General features: G+C 52.0%; 1 pseudogene. It reads right to left on the reverse strand.

Features of this window, described 5'->3' with window-relative positions:
* Window positions 1-277: pseudogene (locus tag CWC16_RS19800) on the reverse strand (valine--tRNA ligase); the annotation flags it as partial.

The following is a 277-nucleotide window of genomic DNA, read 5'->3' on the forward strand; positions in this document are numbered from 1 at the left end:
GGCGTGATCCAAACGGAAATCTGCCAGGTTCTTTTCCAGCTGGGCTTCCAGGCGCTGCAATCGGGAAATAATCCACTTGTCCGCCAGTGTTAGCTCAACTTCACCACCGTTCTGGCCACAGTCTTCACCCTTGGTGTTCATCTGAACGTAGTTGGCGGCGTTCCAGATCTTGTTGCAGAAATTTCTGTAACCTTCCAGGCGCTTCATATCCCAGTTGATGTCACGACCTGTAGAGGCCAGTGAGTACAAGGTATAACGAAGGGCGTCGGTACCGTGT

The sequence above is a fragment of the Pseudoalteromonas sp. S3776 genome, from assembly GCF_005886915.1.
Classification (GTDB): Bacteria; Pseudomonadota; Gammaproteobacteria; order Enterobacterales; family Alteromonadaceae; genus Pseudoalteromonas.